Origin of the sequence: Nocardiopsis endophytica (assembly GCF_027706725.1) — a bacterium.
GTDB lineage: Bacteria > Actinomycetota > Actinomycetes > Streptosporangiales > Streptosporangiaceae > Nocardiopsis_A > Nocardiopsis_A endophytica.
Genome location: NZ_JAQFWQ010000051.1, coordinates 12,724 through 28,033, shown reverse-complemented (window position 1 = coordinate 28,033; position 15,310 = coordinate 12,724). Strand labels below are relative to the sequence as shown.

The window sequence follows — 15,310 nt, the reverse complement described above, 5'->3', positions numbered from 1 at the left end:
CGCCGGTGCCCGTCACCGGGCACCGGCGCGCACGGGCGCACCCCCGCGCCTACAGCCGCGGGTCGACCGGCTCGGACTCCAGGGCCAGCACGCCGAACACCGGCTCGTGCACGCGGGCGAGCGGCTCGCCCCGGGCGTGCCGGGCCAGGGACTCCAGCCCGAGGCGGTGCTCGCGCAGGGCGAGCGAGGCCTTGCGGCCCAGGGTGCGCTCCCGCAGCCCCTCCAGCCGCTCGGGCCGCAGGTAGTCGGCGCCGTAGATGATGCGCAGGTACTCCGGCCCGCGCACCTTCAGCCCCGGCTGGGCGAGCCCCTTGGCCCCGGCGGCCTCCGCGCCGTCGAAGGGCTTGACCACCATGCCCTCGCCCCCGGCCCCGGTCAGCCCCTCCCACCAGCGGGCGGCCTCGGCGACGGCGTCCGGGTCGGTGGCGTCCACCACCAGGTAGCGGGTGGTCCGCACCAGCGGGCAGTGCTCGGCCAGGGACTCGGTGAAGCGCATGTGCCACAGGTGGTCGCGGCCGGTGAACGACGCGCCCTCGGCCGCCAGCACGGCGAACGGGGCGTACCGCAGCCCGGCCGCGCCCTCGGTCGGCCAGGTGTAGCGGCGGTAGACCGCGCTGAAGGCCTCGGTGTCCTCACGCGCGGCGTCCACCCGCCCGCGCAGGGCGCCCAGGTCCAGGCCGCGCCCGGCGGCGCGCTCCAGAGCCTCGGCGGCGGCGGGCAGTGCGGCGCGCGCGGCGGCGCCCACCGAGGCGTACTGCTCCCGGATGAGCCCCTCCGCCTTGGCCGACCAGGGCAGCATCTCCCCGTCCAGGGCGACCCAGTCGGTGCCGAGCCGCTCCCAGGCCCCGGACGCGGTCAGCCCGGCCCGCAGCTCCTCCAGCACCTCCCGCTCGGCGGCGGGGTCGGTGAAGAACGGGCGGCCGGTGCGGGTGTAGACGGCGCCGAGCGCGCCGGGCACGAAGCGGCGCCCGGCCGCCTCGGCGTCGCGGCACACCACGGCCACGGCGCGCGAGCCCATGTGCTTCTCCTGGCACACGACGCGGCCGATCCCGTCGGCGCGGAACCGTTCGAAGGCCTCCTGCGGCCGCTCCAGCAGCGCCGGGTCGGCCGAGGTGGGCGCGGGCGCCATGGTCGGCGGCAGGTAGAGCAGCCACCGCGGGTCGGCGGCGAACCGGCTCATCACCTCCATCGCGGCCAAGGCATTGGCCTCGGGTATGCGCACCCTGCCGTGGGCGGTCTCCACGGCGGTGCCGCCGCCCCGGCCGAGCACGCCGAGCACGGCGGCGTCCACCACGCCCGGCGCATCGGGCCCCGCCGCCGCGGGGGCGGCCTCGGGGCGCAGCGGCCGGGTGGGCTCGTACCAGGTGGTGTGCGCGTCGACGGCGGCGATCTCCCGTTCGGGGTAGCGCAGCGCGGTCAGCCGCCCGCCGAACACGCACCCGGTGTCCAGGCACAGGGTGTTGTTGACCCACTCGGCCTCGGGGGTGGGCACGTGGCCGTAGACGACGGCGGCGCGGCCCCGGTACTCGGCGGCCCAGTCGTGGCGGACGGGCAGCCCGTACTCGTCGGTCTCGCCGCTGGTGTCGCCGTACAGGGCGAAGGAGCGCACCCGCCCGGAGGAGCGGCCGTGGTAGGACTCCTTGAGCCCGGCGTGGGCCACGACGAGCTTCCCGCCGTCCAGCAGGTAGTGGGAGACGAGGCGGTCGCAGAACTCCAGCGCGCGGGCGCTGAACTCCTCCCCCTCCGCGGCGAGCTGGTCCAGGGTCTCGGCCAGGCCGTGGGTGCGCTTGACGTTGCGCCCCTTGAGGGCGCGCACCAGCTTGGCCTCGTGGTTGCCGGACACGCACAGCGCGTCGCCCGCCGCCACCATGCCCATGGCCAGGCGGAGCACCCCCGGGGAGTCGGGGCCGCGGTCGACGAGGTCGCCGACGAAGACGGCGGTGCGCCCCTCGGGGTGGCGGGCGCCGACCGCGCGGCCCTCGCCGTCGCGCTCGATGCCGTAGCCGAGCTTGCCGAGCAGCTCCTCCAGCTCGGCGCGGCAGCCGTGCACGTCGCCGATGATGTCGAAGGGCCCGGCCAGGTCGCGCTTGTCGTTCCAGGAGCGCTCGGGGACGACCCGCGCGGCGGCGGCCTCCTCCTCGCCGCGCAGCACGTGGACGCGGCGGAACCCCTCCCGGTCCATGCGCTTGAGGTCGCGCCGCAGGTCGCGGCGCTGGCGGGAGACCACCCGGGGCGGGATGTCCCGGTCGGTCCGCTCGGCGTTGCGCTTGTTGGCGGTGCCCTCGGTGACGTCCAGCACGACCGCCGCCGCGGGCAGGTCGTGCTCCTTGGCGATGCGCACCAGCTGCGCCCGGTCGTCCTTGCGCACGTTGGTGGCGTCGACCACGGTCAGCAGGCGCCGCTTGAGGCGCTTGGCGGCGATGGTGTGCACCAGCTCGAAGGCGTCCCCGGTGGCGGCCAGGTCGTTCTCGTCGTCGCTGACCAGCGCCCGGCAGGCGTCGGAGGAGACGACCTGGGTGGGGCGGAACCAGCGGGCGGCCGCGGTGGACTTGCCGGAGCCGGAGACCCCGACCAGCAGCACGAGCCCGGCGTCGGGCACGCGCAGCACCCGCTCGGCGCCCTCGCCCGCGGTGCCCTCGCCCGCGGTGCTCTCGCGCTCCTCGCTCATCGGGTGAACACCCCCATCTGGGTCGGTGATCCGGTCGCGGCGTCCTCGGGGCCGACCGGCAGCAGCCGCACCCGGTAGCCGTGGGTGGCGGCGACCCGCTCGGTCCAGGCCGCGAACTCGGCCCGGGTCCACTCGAAGCGGTGGTCGGGGTGGCGCATCCGGCCCTCCCCCAGTCCCGGGTAGTTGGCGTTGTACTCGGCGTTGGGCGTGGTGACGACGACGGTGCGGGGCGCGGCGTCGCCGAAGACCACGTGCTCCAGGGCGGGCAGCCGCCACGGGTCCAGGTGCTCGACGACCTCCATCAGCACGGCGGCGTCGTGGCCCCGGAACCGCGGGTCGCGGTAGACCCCGGAGGCGCAGAACAGGTCGAGCCGGGCGCTCTCCCGCTCGGACATGCGCGCGGTGCGCAGGCGGCGGTGGGCGGCGGTGATCGCGTCCGCGGACGGGTCGGCCCCGGTGACGCGGGTGAAATCGGCGTCGGCGAGCAGGCGGCGCACCAGCTGCCCGGCGCCGCAGCCCAGGTCCAGGACGGTGCGGGCGCCCTCGGCCTTGAGGGCGCTGAGCACCGCCCCGGCGCGGCGCTCGGCCAGGGTGGGTTCGCGCTCGCGCGCCTCCTCCTCCGGGGGCCGCTCGGCCACCGGCTCCTCGGGCAGGTCCTCCAGCGCGCCCAGGGCGTCGATCCGGGCGTCGGCCTGCCGGTGGAGGTGGCGGCGGCGCGCCAGGTAGCGGGAGGTGATGCGGGGGCGCAGCGGGTGCCCGGCCAGCCAGTCCCCGGCGTTGCGGACGAGCTTGTCCACCTCGTCGTCGGCCACCCAGTAGTGCTTGGCGCCGTCCATCACCGGCAGCAGCACGTACAGGTGGGACAGGGCGTCGGACAGGCGCCGCTCCCCGGTGAGGGTGAGGGAGACGTAGCGCGAGTCGCCCCAGTCGGGCAGGCCGGGGTCGAGGGGGACCGGGTCGGCCCGGACCTGCCATCCGAGCGGCTCGAAGAGCGCGTGGGCCTCGTCGGGGCCGCCGCGGCAGGGCACGGCGGGCAGCGACAGGGTGAGCGGCAGGGCGGTGGCGGCCAGCTCGGGGCGGGCGGCGCAGCGGCCCCGCAGGGCGGTGCGGAACACGTCGCCGATCGCGACCGACATCAGCGACGAGGCCGCGTACGGGCGGTCGTTGACGTAGGAGGCCAGCGCGAAGGACGCCGCGGAGGCGCGGGTGCGGGCGCGCCGCAGCCGGTCGGGGTCGACCTCGAGCAGCAGCGCGGCCGTGCAGGAGTCGGGCCCGGCCTCGGGGTAGAACACGTGGGCCGTGCCGTGGGTCTGCGCGAACTCCTGCACCCGGTCGGGGTGCTTGTGCAGCAGGTACCCCAGGTCGGTCGCGTTCCGGAATCGGGCGGTGATCGTCAGAAGCACGCGTCCGAGTGTGGCCCACGACGGTCGGTGTTTCGACCGAATTTTCCCCCGCCGCGGGCCTTTTCCCTGGCCGGAAGAGGTCCCCGCGGGGCCCAGAAGGGTTGGCCGCTCCCCTGCGCGGGGACGCTTTCCCACGTCAGGGGGCGCATGCCGCGTTTTCAACGCGTGCCGATTCAGGGGGGGGATCCGATGCGTGCCGTCGCCGTCGCCGATTTCGGCGCCGAACCCGAAGTGATGGACCTGCCCGCACCGGTGCCGGGCCCCGGGGAGTTCCTGGTGCACCTGCGCGCGGCCGGGGTGAACCCGTTCGACTGGAAGGTCGCCGAGGGGCTGCTGCGCCGCGCGGTGCACCACTCCTTCCCGCTGATCCTGGGCAGCGACGGCGCGGGGACGGTGCACGCCGTCGGCGAGGGGGTGAGCGCCTTCCGCCCGGGCGAGCGGGTGTACGGCCAGTTCCTGCGGATCCCGCAGGGGCTGGGCAGCTATTCGGAGTACACGCTGGCCACCGAGGAGGACGCGGTCGCGCGGATGCCCGAGGGGATGCTGTTCACCCAGGCGGCGGCGGTGCCCACGGCCACCATGACCGCCTACGGGCTTGTGGAGGCGGCCGGGGTGGACGCCGGGCAGAAGGTGCTGGTGGTGGGGGCCACCGGCGGGGTGGGCCAGTCGGTGGTGCAGTTCGCCCGGGACCGGGGGGCGACGGTGGCGGCCACCGCCGCGGGCGCCGAGGCCGAGGCGTGGATGCGCCACCTGGGCGCCGCGGAGGTGCTCGACCACACCCGGGGGCCGATCACCGAGCGCCTGCTGGAGCTGTGCCCCGACGGCGTGCACACGGTGATCGACCTGGTGCAGGACGCCGAGGGCGTGGCGGCGCTGCTCCCGGCGGTGCACCGCCCGGGCGGGACGGTGGCCAGCACCCAGGGGGCGCTGGACACGGGCGCCCTGGCCGAGCGGGGCATCACCGGGATCAACTACAGCAACCGGGGCAGCGCGCGCCTGCTGGCGGTCCTGGCCGACCTGATCGACGCGGGGCGGCTGCGGGTGCACATCGACCACGAGGCGGACCTGGAGGACGCCCCCTCGGCCCTGACCCGGCTGCGCTCGGGAGGCGCGAGGGGCAAGACGGTGCTGCGGATCTAGGTCCTGTCCGGAGTTCCCCTTCACCCTGCCTCTCAGGCGATGATCTCGACGAAAGTGCTGCCAAATCCGCCGGAATGACAGCACTTTCGTCGAGATCATCGACGAGGGGGCGCGCACTCGACGGGGCGCCGCCGAACTCCGGACAGGTCCTAGTGCTCGTCCCAGTGGCCGTCGTGGGCGGCGTGGCGGTGGCCGTCGTGGACGTAGTCGGTGTGGTCCCCGTGCGGCACGGCGACGTGGCCGCAGTCGGGGCCGTGGGCGTGCGGGTGGTCGTCGTGGGCGGTGTGCCCGGACGGCTCGCACTCGCAGTAGTGCCCCTCGTGCTCGCGGTGCAGGTGTCCGTCGTGCGCGTAGTCGGTGTGGTCCCCGTGCGGCACCGCCACGTGTCCGCAGTCGGGGCCGTGGGCGTGGCCGTGGCCCTCGTGTACGCGGTGGTCGAGCGCGGTCATGTCCGCTCGCCTCGCCTTCTCCGGTCGTTCTCCCAGGTGGACGGGTCCCACCTTCCTCCCGTGCCCCGTCCGCCTGAACCGTGACACGGCCATCCGCGGGTAAAGGCTCGACCAAGAGCCGCGATGATCTCGGGAGAAACGACGCTAAAACCGCGCCGGAAGCGTCGCTTTTCCCGAGATCAACGAGGGTGCGCGTGTCCCGCTACGGCATCGCGTCGGGGCCGGCCGCCAGGAGGGGGTCCCTCGGGGAGTCCGCGTCCAGGGATAACGGTCGGCCGCCCGCCGCCGAGCCGGCGAAGGGGAGCTCGTCGAGCAGCGCCCCCTCCACCACCAGGGGACGGCGCTCCCGGGACCCGTCGTCGCGGGCGATGTCCAGCACGGCCCGGTGCCTGCCGTCCGGCAGGCCGTCGGGGACCACGGCGGAGAAGTGCTCGCCGTCCACGCTCGCGGGCGCCCGGGTGGAGGCACCCGTGTCCACGTCGGTCAGCACCAGCTCGGCGGCGGCCGCCCGGACCGGGAACGGCCCCGACAGCCGCAGCTCGCCGTCGCGCCACTCGGCGCCGGCCACCACCGGCGCCGTCAGGCCGACGCGGAGCACCGCCCAGCCGGGCCCATCGTGCTCCACCGCCACCGCGCGGTCCGGCCCCACCTGCGCCGCGCCCTCGGCCTTGTCCCCCTCCAGGGCGACGCGGGCCTCCACCCTGCCGTCCACCACCAGGGCGCAGTCCCACAGCTCGGCCGACTCCGGTCCCCCCGGTGCGGCGCTGCGCTCGGCGAACCCCCCGGTCAGCTCGTCCACCGGCACCCGGGCGGTGAACCGCCCCTGGGCGCGGTCGCGCTCCATCGGCACGTCCAGCACGGCGTCGCCGGGCCGCCGGGTGAGGCGCAGCCGCGTGCGGTCCAGCACCTCGGCGGCGACGGGCCCGGACAGCTCCAGCCGCCCGTCCTCGAAGGCGCAGGCGTCGATGCGCGCCCGCAGCGGGTCGACGACCAGCACCAGCCCGTCGCGCCGCCACTCGGGGCGCACCCACACCCCCGGCTCGACCTCCGCGGCGGGCGGGCGGCACGCCGCGCCGTGCTCGGGCGCGGACAGCCGGGCGCGGCGGGTGACCCCCCGGTTGACCGCCCACAGGTCGACGTTCCACTCCCCCGGGCGCCAGGTCCCGTTCGCCGTCAGGTCGCGCGCGTCGAGCCGCAGTTCGTACCCGCCCCAGTCGCGGCGGGCGGTGACGGCCCCGCGCGGCTCGTCGAAGGCGTTGGCGGGGCGGATCCACACGCGCACGCGCGCCTTGGCCCCGGTGCCGCGGTTGACCGCGCGGGCCCGCAGGTACTGGCGGAACCGCCCGTCCGGCGGCAGGAACCCCAGGCGCAGCCGCCCGCGCACGGCCAGCCGCGGCCCGTCCCAGCGCGCCTCCTCGGCGCGCTGCTCGATGTCGAGTTCGGCGTCGAGGCGGTAGAGGGCCTGGGGCACCTCGGCCAGCGGGTCGTCGTGGAAGGGGTAGTCGGCGTACCAGCGGGTGCCGTGGCGCACCGCGTAGGCGTGCGCGCGCAGGTCCTCGGGCCCGGCCTCGCGGGCGAAGGCGAGAAGGCGCTGCAGCTCGTCGGGCATGTGCCGCCGGACCAGGTACCAGGCGAGGCGGTCGAGCACCGGGAGCCGCCGCAGCACCCGCGGGTCCACGGTGTCCAGGTAGGAGTTGGCGACCTCGGCGAAGGCGCCCAGCCCGGCGCCGTCGTCGTCGGCGGCGGCCCGGCGCAGCGACCGGGCGAGCACCCCGGTCAGCGCGTGGGCGTCCCAGTCGCCCCGGTCGGCCTCGCCCGCCGCGGCGGCGACGGCCCCCGCCGTGGCCCGCACGACGGCGAACAGCTCCTCGGGCGGGGCGTCGGCGGCCGCCGCGGCGGGGTCGGGGCCCAGCGCGAAGCGGCCGGTGTGCACGTCGACGGCCCCGGCGGTGAAGTGCGCGGGGACCACCAGGCGCATCTCGGCGGTGCGCCCGGCGTGCTCGGGGAAGGCCAGGCCCTCGGACTCCCAGAAGGCGCGGCGCCACACCTTGCCCGTCGCGGAGTGGTCGCCGAGCAGTCCGGGCCGCTCGCTGATGTGGGTGCCCAGGACGGGCGCCTCGGGCACGCGGGGCGCGGCGGCGCACTGCGCGGCGGTGGCGAAGTCGGATCCGGAGGCGCGCAGGCCGTTGACCATGGCGCCGAAGGCGTAGGGCGGCAGGCGGTCGGCGGCGTCGACGAAGGCGAGGAACTCCCCGGACGCGCGCGCGGCGCCGGCGTTGCGCGCCGCCCCGGGCCCCTCCCCGCCGGCCTCGACGACGATCGTCTCCACGTCGCCGAGGGTCTGCCCGGCGATGGAGCGCAGGCACTCCCGGGGGTCCTCACGCTCGTCCCCGGTGCCCGCGACGCACACGACTGCGCTGAGTACGGCCACGTCTGCAGGTTAGGACGCGGTCCGGGAGGCCGTCCCGGACCGCGGGCAAAAGTCCGACAAAGGACCACAAAGGACGAACGTCCGTCAGGTCACCAGGTCCTCGGGGACGACCTCCGGCGCGCCGTGCTGCACGGCGTCCGCCTCCTGGTCGGTGTCCTGCTCCTGGGCGGCGCGTTCGGCCTCGATGCGCTTGCGGTAGTACTCCACCTCGCGCTCGACCCGCGCGTCGTCCCACCCCAGCGGGCCCGCCATCAGGCGCGCCGCCTCCGGGGCCGCCGCGATGCCGCGGTCCCACGTCTCGATCGCCGCCCGGGTGCGCCGGGTCAGCACGTCGTCGAGGTGGCGGGCGCCCTCGCTGCGGGCGGCGTAGACCACCTCCGCCCGCAGGTAGTCGTCGGCCCCCGTCAGCGGCTCCTTGAGCCCGGGGTCCTCCTTCATCAGCTCCAGCACCTCGGCCGCCATCGAGCCGTACCGGCGCAGCAGGTGCGCCACCCGCGAGGGGTGCAGGTCGGCGTCGCGGGCGATCGCCCGGCGCTGGTTCCACAGCGCCGCGTACCCGTCGGCGCCGGCGAGCGGCAGCCGGTCGGTCACCGAGTCGGGGATGCGCCCGTCCAGCCCGTGGGCGACCGCGTCCACCGCGTCCTTGGCCATCACCCGGTAGGTCGTGTACTTGCCCCCGGCGATGAGCACCAGGCCGGGCACGGGGTGGGCCACGGTGTGCTCGCGGGACAGCTTGGAGGTCTCGTCGGACTCCCCGGACAGCAGCGGCCGCAGCCCCGCGTACACCCCCTCCACGTCGTCGCGGGTCAGCGGCACCCGCAGCACCCGGTTGACGTGGTCGAGCAGGTAGTCGATGTCCCGGCGGCTGGCGGCCGGGTGCGCCTTGTCCAGGTCCCAGGAGGTGTCGGTGGTGCCGATGACCCAGTGCCGCCCCCACGGGATGACGAACAGCACGCTCTTCTCGGTGCGCAGGATCAGCCCGGAGGAGGCCTGGATGCGGTCGCGCGGCACCACCAGGTGGATGCCCTTGGAGGCGCGCACGTGGATCTGCCCGCGCCCGCCGACCATCTCCTGGATGTCGTCGGTCCACACCCCGGCGGCGTTGACCACCTGCTTGGCCCGGATCTCCAGCTCCTCGCCGGTCTCCAGGTCGGTGGCGCGGGCGCCGGTGACGTGCTCTCCCTCGCGCAGGAAGGAGGTGGCCTGCACCCGGGAGGCGATCCCGGCGCCGAGCCCGGCGGCGGTGCGCAGCACGGTGACCACGTAGCGGGCGTCGTCGACCTGGGCGTCCCAGTACTGCACCGCCCCGACCAGGGCGTCGCGGCGCAGGGCGGGGAACACCCGCAGCGCCCCCGAGCGGGTCAGGTGGCGGTGGTGCGGCAGGCCGCGGGAGGTCCCCATGGTCATCGACAGGGTGTCGTACAGGGCGACGCCGGCCCCGATGTAGGGCCGCTCCCAGTGGTGGGTGAAGGGGAAGACGAACGGCACCGGGCGGACCAGGTGCGGGGCGATGCGCTGGAGCAGCAGCCCGCGCTCGGTCAGGGCCTCGCGGACCAGCTCGAAGTCGAGCTGCTCCAGGTAGCGCAGCCCGCCGTGGATGAGCTTGCTGGATCTGCTGGAGGTGCCCGAGGCGAAGTCGCGGGCCTCGATCAGGCCCACCTTCAGCCCGCGCGCCACCGCGTCCAGGGCGGTGCCCGCCCCGACGATGCCGCCCCCGACGACGAGGACGTCCAGCTCCCCGGTCGCCATGCGGGCCAGGCTCTCGGCCCGCTCCTCCGGTCCCATGCGTGTGGTCGCCGCCATTGCCGCCTCCCGAACGGTTCCTGCCGCTACTCCCCGCCCCTCAGGCTAACCCGGTGCCCGCACGGGGCCCGGGTGACACGTCGGGGCGGGGAGGCGGCGCGGCGGCGGCGCGCGGGCGGTGCGACGGTGCGGCGCTACCGGTGCGGGTTGACGACGACCTCGACCCGCTGGAACTCCTTCAGGTCGGAGTAGCCCGCGGTGGCCATGGTCCGGCGCAGGGCGCCGAGCAGGTTCATCGACCCGTCCCCCGCGTGCGCGGGGCCGTTGAGGATGGCCTCCAGGTCGCCGACGGTGCCCACGCGCACGCGCTCGCCGCGCGGCAGCTCGCCGTGGTGCGCCTCGCTGCCCCAGTGGTAGCCGCCGCCGGGGGCCTCGGCGGCGCGGGCCAGCGGGGAGCCGACCATGACCGCGTCGGCGCCGCACGCCAGCGCCTTGGCGATGTCGCCGCTGCCGGTCATCCCGCCGTCGGCGATGACGTGCACGTACCGGCCGCCGGACTCGTCGAGGTAGTCGCGGCGGGCGGCGGCCACGTCGCCCACGGCGCTGGCCATCGGCACCGCCACGCCCAGCACCGACCGGGTGGTGTGCCCGGCGCCGCCGCCGAAGCCCACCAGCACCCCGGCGGCGCCGGTGCGCATCAGGTGCAGCGCCGCGGTGTAGGTGGCGCAGCCGCCCACCACCACCGGCACGTCCAGGTCGTAGATGAACTGCTTGAGGTTGAGCGGCTCGGCGCGGCCCGAGACGTGCTCGGCGGAGACCGTGGTGCCGCGGATGACGAACAGGTCGACCCCGGCGTCCAGCACCGCCTTGTGGTATTGGGCGGTGCGCTGCGGGGAGAGCCGGGCGGCGGCGACCACCCCGGCCGAGCGGATCTCCTCGATCCGGCGGCCGATCAGCTCCTCCTTGATCGGCGCGGCGTAGATCGCCTGCAGGCGCTCGGTGGCGGCCTCGTCGCCCAGCTCGCTGATCTCGGCCAGCAGCGGCTCGGGGTCCTCGTACCGGGTCCACAGCCCTTCCAGGTCCAGCACGCCCAGCCCGCCGTGGCGCCCCAGGGCGACCGCGGTCCGCGGCGAGGACACGCTGTCCATGGGGCTGGCGACCAGCGGCATCTCGAACCGGTAGGCGTCGATCTGCCAGGCGATCGACACCTCCTCGGGGTCGCGGGTGCGGCGGGCGGGGACGATCCCGATCTCGTCGAGCTCGTACGCCCGGCGCCCGTTCTTGCCCAGCCCGATCTCCACCTGAGCCAACGCTTCGCTCTCCTCGCTGATCCGTGCCGCTACTTGCGGCCGCTGTAGTTCGGCGCCTCGACGGTCATCTGGATGTCGTGCGGGTGGCTCTCCTTGAGCCCGGCCGCGGTGATCTGCATGAGGCGCCCGTGCTCCCGCAGCTCGTCGACGGTGCGCGCCCCGGCGTACCACATGGACTGGCGCAGCCCGCCCACGAGCTGGTGGGCGACGGCCTCCAGCGGCCCGCGGTAGGGCACCTGGCCCTCCACGCCCTCGGGGATGAGCTTCTCCTCGGTGGTGACCTCGGCCTGGGAGTAGCGGTCCTTGGAGAAGGAGCGGCCGCGCATGGCGCCCAGCGACCCCATGCCGCGGTAGGTCTTGTACTGCTTGCCGTTGATGAAGATCAGCTCGCCCGGGCTCTCCTCGACCCCGGCCAGCAGGCTGCCCAGCATCACGGTGCTCGCCCCGGCGACGACCGCCTTGGCGATGTCGCCCGAGTACTGCAGGCCGCCGTCGGCGATGACCGGCACCCCGGCCGGCCCGGCCGCCTTGGCGGCCTCCATCACGGCGGTGACCTGGGGGGCGCCCACGCCGGCGACGACGCGGGTGGTGCAGATGGAGCCGGGGCCCACCCCGACCTTGACGCCGTCGGCGCCGGCGTCGATGAGCGCCTGCGCGCCGTCCCGGGTGGCGACGTTGCCCGCCACCACGTCCACGTCGGCGTTGCCCTTGAGGGTGGCGACGGTCTCCAGCACCCCGGCCGAGTGGCCGTGCGCGGTGTCCACGACCAGGAAGTCCACCCCGGCCTCGACGAGCAGCTTGGCGCGCTCGACGGCGTCGCCGCCCACCCCCACGGCCGCGCCGACCACCAGGCGCCCGTCGGCGTCCTTGGTGGCGTCGGGGAACTGCTCGCTCTTGATGAAGTCCTTGACGGTGATCAGCCCGCGCAGCCGGCCCTCGGCGTCGACCAGCGGGAGCTTCTCCACCTTGTTCTCGCGCAGCAGGCGCAGCGCCTCCTCGCGGCCGACCCCCACCGGCGCGGTGACCAGCGGCATGGGGGACATCACGTCCCGGACGCGGCGGCTGCGGTCCAGCTCGAAGCGCATGTCGCGGTTGGTGACGATGCCGACCAGGCGGCCGTCGGCGTCGGTGACCGGGGCGCCGGAGATCCGGTAGTGGGCGCTGAGGCGCTCCACGTCGGCGAGCGTGTCGTCGGGCGAGCAAGTGACCGGGTCGGTCACCATCCCGGCCTCGGAGCGCTTGACCAGGTCCACCTGGGCGGCCTGCTCCTCGCCGGACAGGTTGCGGTGCAGCACCCCCGCGCCGCCCTGGCGGGCCATGGCCACCGCGGTGCGCGCCTCGGTGACGGTGTCCATGGCCGCGGAGAGCAGCGGGATGCGCAGCCCGATGCCGCGGGACAGCCGCGTGGAGGTGTCGGCCTCGCCGGGCTGCAGGTCCGAGTACGCCGGCACCAGCAGGACGTCGTCGTAGGTGAGTCCGGGCGGAAGGACCTTGCCGCCCTCCCCCGTGTAAAGCTGTGTCATGGATATCCCAACCACTCGCGCGTTGGTGTCCATCCTAGATCCCCTGGACACGGGCCCACCCCGTGAACGGGCTCACAGGAGGGGGTACCGGGCGCGGCACCAGCGGTCGGTGCGGATGCGGGAGGGGCGGCGGCAGCCGCGCGGACCGGGGGTGCGGGGCGCGTGGCCGGGGCGCTCAGAAGAGGCGGTTCGCCACGGCCACATGCCGAAGCCGAGCAAGAGCTCGGTGCTGGGCAACCCGTACCGCGCCCGCCGACATTCCGAGTACATGTCCGGTCTCATCTGCCGATAGTCCCGCAATCACGCGCATGACGAGCAGCCGCCGCTGCTGCTCGGGGAGTTCTTCCAGGAGGGCCCGGGCCCGCTCGGCCTCGACGCTGCGGACCGCCGCCTCCTCGGGCGATGGGCCCTCGTCCGGCCGGTCGGGGACCGCGTCGGTGGGCACGTCGGCGCGGGTGGAGGTGCGCAGGGCGTCGGCGACCTTGTGGGCGGCGATCCCGAAGACGAACGCGGCGAAGGGGCGGCCCATGTCCTCGTAGCGGGGCAGGGCCGACAGCAGCGCGATGCACACCTCCTGGGCCACGTCGTCGGTGTAGTGGGCGTACCCGGAGACCCGGGACAGCCGGGCCCGGCAGTACCGGACCACCATGGGGCGGATCTCGCGTAGGAGCGAGTCGACCGCGCCGTGGTCCCCCTGGACCGCGAGCGAGGTCAGCCGCCCCAGCTCCGCGTCATCGGTCGCTGGGCGCCGGGGTGCCGAGCGCCTGGCCAGCGTGGCCCCGGCGGCGCGTTGATCCGTCACGCTCCGAATCATGCCCCGAGCACGGCCCCTTAACGTCACGAACCACGGATACAGAATGATCACATTTGGCGGAAATGCCGGGTAAAACACGCGTGCCCCGGGTGGGGCCCCGGGGCACGCATGGTAGTGCAGAGCGGGCTCTAGTGCCCGTGGCCGTGGCCGTGTCCGGCGGCCTCGCCCTCGTCCTCCTCCGGCTTGTCCACCACCAGGGCCTCGGTGGTGAGCAGCATGCCGGCGATGGAGGCGGCGTTCTCCACCGCCGAGCGGGTGACCTTGACCGGGTCGATGATGCCCTGCGACATCAGCTCGCCGTAGGTGCCGGTGGCGGCGTTGAAGCCCTGCCCCGGCTCCATCTCGGCGATCTTGTAGGTGACCACGTACCCCTCGGCCCCGGCGTTGACCGCGATCCAGCGGGCCGGCTCGGGCAGGGCGCGGCGCACGATGTCGGCGCCGGTGGCCTCGTCGCCGGACAGCTCCAGGCCGTCCAGGGCCGCGGCGGCGTGCACCAGGGAGGCGCCGCCGCCGGGGACGATGCCCTCCTCGATCGCGGCGCGGGTGGCCGAGATCGCGTCCTCCAGGCGGTGCTTCTTCTCCTTGAGCTCGACCTCGGTGGCCGCGCCCACGCGCAGCACCGAGACGCCGCCGGCCAGCTTGGCCAGCCGCTCCTGGAGCTTCTCGCGGTCCCAGTCGGAGTCGCTGGCCTCGATCTCCTTGCGGATCTGGCGGACCCGGTCGTCGACCTCGGACTGCTCGCCGCCGCCGTCGACGACGGTGGTGTCGTCCTTGGTGACGGTGATGCGGCGGGCGGTGCCCAGCACGTCGATCTCGGCGTTCTCCAGGGTCAGGCCGACCTCCTCGGCGATGACCTGGCCGCCGGTGAGCACCGCGATGTCCTGCAGCATCGCCTTGCGGCGCTCGCCGAAGCCGGGCGCCTTGACCGCGGCGACGTTGAGGGCGCCGCGGATCTTGTTCAGGACCAGCGCGCCCAGCGCGTCGCCCTCGATGTCCTCGGCGATGATCAGCAGCGGCTTCTTCTGCTGGACGATCTTCTCCAGCAGCGGCAGCAGGTCGTTGAGGTTGGAGATCTTGCCCTGGTGGATCAGGATCAGGGCGTTCTCCAGGACCGCCTCCTGGCGGTCCCCGTCGGTGACGAAGTAGGGCGAGACGTAGCCCTTGTCGAACTGCAGCCCCTCGGTGAACTGCAGGTCCATCCCCATGGCCGGGGACTCCTCGACGGTGATGACCCCGTCCTTGCCCACCTTGTCGAACGCCTCGGCGATCAGGTCGCCGATCTGGGCGTCCTGGGCGGAGTTGGTGGCCACGTAGGCGATGTCGGCGCGCTCGCCGACCTCGCGGGCCCGCTCCACCAGGGCCGCGGAGACGGCCTCGGCGGCGGCGGAGATGCCCTTCTTCAGCGCGACCGGGGAGGCGCCGGCGGCGACGCTGCGCAGCCCCTCCTTGACCAGGGCCTGGGCCAGCACGGTGGCGGTGGTGGTCCCGTCGCCGGCGGCGTCGTTGGTCTTGGTCGCGACCTCCTTGACGAGCTGGGCCCCCAGGTCCTCGTAGGGGTCCTCCAGCTCGACCTCGCGGGCCACGGTGACGCCGTCGTTGGTGATGGTCGGGGCGCCGAACTTCTTGTCGATGACGACGTTGCGGCCCTTGGGGCCGAGCGTCACCTTGACGGCGTCGGCGAGGCGGTCCACGCCGCGCTCCAGGGAGCGGCGGGCCTCCTCCTCGAATTCCAGGATCTTCGGCATGGTGCTGCTGCCTCTTTCGTGCAAGTACGGTGATGCGCGAAAGCCCCGCCCGGCGCGTGGGCCGGCCGGGGCTGGTGCACCGCG

At 74.9% G+C, this 15,310-nt stretch carries 10 protein-coding genes; 1 reads left to right on the top strand and 9 read right to left on the bottom strand.

The features are described 5' to 3' along the window. Nucleotides 1–49 precede the first annotated feature (49 nt). Both O4J56_RS17700 and O4J56_RS17695 read right to left on the bottom strand, forming a co-directional pair. Nucleotides 50–2,668, bottom strand: coding sequence for a polynucleotide kinase-phosphatase (locus O4J56_RS17700; protein WP_270687067.1), 2,619 nt, complete (start codon nt 2,666–2,668; stop codon nt 50–52). Beyond that, on the bottom strand, nt 2,665–4,071 hold the full coding sequence (locus O4J56_RS17695) for a 3' terminal RNA ribose 2'-O-methyltransferase Hen1 (RefSeq protein WP_270687065.1): 1,407 nt from the start codon (nt 4,069–4,071) through the stop codon (nt 2,665–2,667). Before O4J56_RS17695 ends, O4J56_RS17700 begins: the two co-directional genes overlap by 4 nt. 189 nt (nt 4,072–4,260) lie before the next feature. On the opposite strand from O4J56_RS17695, the gene O4J56_RS17690 reads away from it, so the two are divergent. Beyond that, nucleotides 4,261–5,211 (top strand): NADP-dependent oxidoreductase, encoded by a 951-nt coding sequence (locus O4J56_RS17690; protein ID WP_270687064.1) that lies wholly within the window; start codon nt 4,261–4,263, stop codon nt 5,209–5,211. A gap of 149 nt (nt 5,212–5,360) precedes the next feature. Here the strand turns inward: O4J56_RS17690 and O4J56_RS17685 are convergent, their stop codons facing one another. The 7 genes from O4J56_RS17685 to groL all read right to left on the bottom strand — a co-directional run bounded on the left by O4J56_RS17685 (nt 5,361) and on the right by groL (nt 15,226). Next, nucleotides 5,361–5,660 (bottom strand): hypothetical protein, encoded by a 300-nt coding sequence (locus tag O4J56_RS17685; protein ID WP_270687063.1) that lies wholly within the window; start codon nt 5,658–5,660, stop codon nt 5,361–5,363. Nucleotides 5,661–5,862: 202 nt separating this feature from the next. Next, nucleotides 5,863–8,091 (bottom strand): glycosyltransferase, encoded by a 2,229-nt coding sequence (locus O4J56_RS17680; RefSeq protein ID WP_270687062.1) that lies wholly within the window; start codon nt 8,089–8,091, stop codon nt 5,863–5,865. Between the two features lie 84 nt (nt 8,092–8,175). Then, nucleotides 8,176–9,894 carry a glycerol-3-phosphate dehydrogenase/oxidase gene (locus O4J56_RS17675; protein ID WP_270687061.1) on the bottom strand — a complete coding sequence of 573 codons (1,719 nt, stop codon included), beginning with the start codon at nt 9,892–9,894 and terminating at the stop codon, nt 8,176–8,178. Between the two features lie 134 nt (nt 9,895–10,028). Further along, on the bottom strand, nt 10,029–11,135 hold the full coding sequence (locus O4J56_RS17670) for a GuaB3 family IMP dehydrogenase-related protein (protein ID WP_270687083.1): 1,107 nt from the start codon (nt 11,133–11,135) through the stop codon (nt 10,029–10,031). Nucleotides 11,136–11,173: 38 nt separating this feature from the next. Beyond that, a complete protein-coding gene (gene guaB / locus O4J56_RS17665; protein ID WP_270687059.1) occupies nt 11,174–12,667 on the bottom strand; it encodes an IMP dehydrogenase in 1,494 nt (497 codons plus the stop codon). 175 nt (nt 12,668–12,842) lie between these two features. Beyond that, entirely contained in the window at nt 12,843–13,469 is a 627-nt protein-coding gene (locus O4J56_RS17660) for a sigma-70 family RNA polymerase sigma factor (protein ID WP_270687058.1), read from the bottom strand. Between the two features lie 140 nt (nt 13,470–13,609). Next, on the bottom strand, nt 13,610–15,226 hold the full coding sequence (gene groL, locus O4J56_RS17655; RefSeq protein WP_270687056.1) for a chaperonin GroEL: 1,617 nt from the start codon (nt 15,224–15,226) through the stop codon (nt 13,610–13,612). Nucleotides 15,227–15,310 lie beyond the last annotated feature (84 nt).

Coding starts and splice junctions, on each gene's coding strand:
- O4J56_RS17700 (WP_270687067.1), bottom strand. CDS start 2,668: ATGAGCGAGGAGCGCGAGAGCACCGCGGGCGAGGGCACCGCGGGCGAG.
- O4J56_RS17690 (WP_270687064.1), top strand. CDS start 4,261: ATGCGTGCCGTCGCCGTCGCCGATTTCGGCGCCGAACCCGAAGTGATG.
- O4J56_RS17685 (WP_270687063.1), bottom strand. CDS start 5,660: ATGACCGCGCTCGACCACCGCGTACACGAGGGCCACGGCCACGCCCAC.
- O4J56_RS17675 (WP_270687061.1), bottom strand. CDS start 9,894: ATGGCGGCGACCACACGCATGGGACCGGAGGAGCGGGCCGAGAGCCTG.
- guaB (WP_270687059.1), bottom strand. CDS start 12,667: ATGACACAGCTTTACACGGGGGAGGGCGGCAAGGTCCTTCCGCCCGGA.
- groL (WP_270687056.1), bottom strand. CDS start 15,226: ATGCCGAAGATCCTGGAATTCGAGGAGGAGGCCCGCCGCTCCCTGGAG.